The sequence below is a fragment of the Niallia taxi genome, assembly GCF_004005475.1.
Lineage (GTDB): Bacteria > Bacillota > Bacilli > Bacillales > Cytobacillaceae > Niallia > Niallia taxi.
In genome coordinates this window covers 1-1,457 of the sequence record NZ_RZTZ01000052.1, presented here as the reverse complement: position 1 = coordinate 1,457, position 1,457 = coordinate 1, and the positions used below count along the sequence as shown (strand labels likewise).

Below are 1,457 nucleotides of genomic sequence, written 5' to 3'. Positions count from 1 at the left end.
TGCAGTGCACCCCCATTGTTGGACACCTAAGTTCAACAATAGGAGGTGCCTGGGTGGGTAAATTTAATGAATCAGAAAAACACTTGGTTATTCAGCGTTATTTAAACGAGAGGATTGGCTACAGGGAATTAGCGAATGAAGTTGGGATTGACGAATCTGCCTTACGTTATTGGGTGAAATTATATGAATATCATGGAGAGTCAGCCTTTTGTTTTCCCTATACAAATTATCCATTGGCTTTTAAACTAAAAGTAATCCAGTTTATTGAAGAGAAACAGTTTTCTATTCGAGAGGCATCGGCAATCTTTCATATTCCTGACTGCTCTATGGTACGAAAGTGGAAGAAAAAGTGGGACAATGGTGGATTCGATGCCCTTAAACCAAAAGAAAAGGGGATTCCTTGTATGACATCCCATAAAAAGAAGAATGTGGATAAGAATATACTTGATAAGGATACAGAAGGCTCGGTTGAGGAAATGCAGAAGGAGCTAGAGTTTTTGCGTATGGAGAATGCCTATTTAAAAAAGTTGAGAGCCTTAGTTCAAAACAAGGAAAAATTACCAAAAAGGACAAAGCGAAAGTAGTCTATGAACTAAGGAATATTTTCTCGGTGAAGAAACTTATAAAACTGGCAAAAATCCCTCGCAGTACGTACTATTACTGGGTAAACACCTTCAACCTTCCTGATAAAAATGCTGAATTAAAAACATTAATTCAGTCTATTTATGAGGAACATAATGGGCTTTACGGATATCGGCGTATCCAAGAAGAGTTAAATAATCGAGGATATAAAGTGAATCATAAAAAAGTGCAGCGGTTAATGAAGGTATTAGGCTTGAAGTGTATGGTTCGTATGAAGAAATATCGCTCTTATAAGGGAAATGTGGGTAAAATAGCTCCGAATATATTGGAGCGTAACTTTAACGCAGAAAAACCAAACCAAAAGTGGGTTACTGACATTACAGAATTTAAGTTGTTTGGGGAGAAACTCTACTTATCTCCTGTACTTGATCTATTCAATAGTGAGATTGTTACGTACACAATTGGTACTAGGCCAACTTACTCCCTTGTTGCAGAAATGTTAGACAAGTCCTTTAAACGCTTGACTGATGATGATAACCTCATTATTCACTCCGATCAGGGCTGGCATTACCAGATGAAAAAATACCGCCAATCCTTAAAGAAACAAGGTATAACACAAAGTATGTCCCGAAAGGGGAACTGTTATGACAATGCAGTTATAGAGAACTTTTTTGGTATTATGAAATCTGAATTTCTCTATCGGAATGAATTTAAGGACATAGATCACTTCAAACATGAACTAAAAAAATATATTCATTACTACAATAACATTAGAATCAAAACCAAATTAAAAGGTAAGAGCCCGATCCAGTATCGGACTCTTACCCAGACAGCAGCTTAACAAAAATACTGTCCAACTTTTTGGGGTCACTTCA

The 1,457-nt window shown here is 36.7% G+C and carries 1 protein-coding gene; it reads left to right on the top strand.

Annotated elements, in window-relative coordinates; all coding sequences use genetic code 11:
* The first annotated feature begins 53 nt into the window (after positions 1-53).
* Positions 54-1,423, top strand: a protein-coding gene (locus tag EM808_RS28340) for an IS3 family transposase (protein ID WP_127743149.1) whose coding sequence is annotated in 2 segments (ribosomal slippage) — positions 54-519 and positions 519-1,423 — 1,371 coding nt in all. Because the reading frame shifts where the segments join, the coding sequence is not laid out codon by codon here.
* The last annotated feature ends 34 nt before the right edge of the window (positions 1,424-1,457 follow it).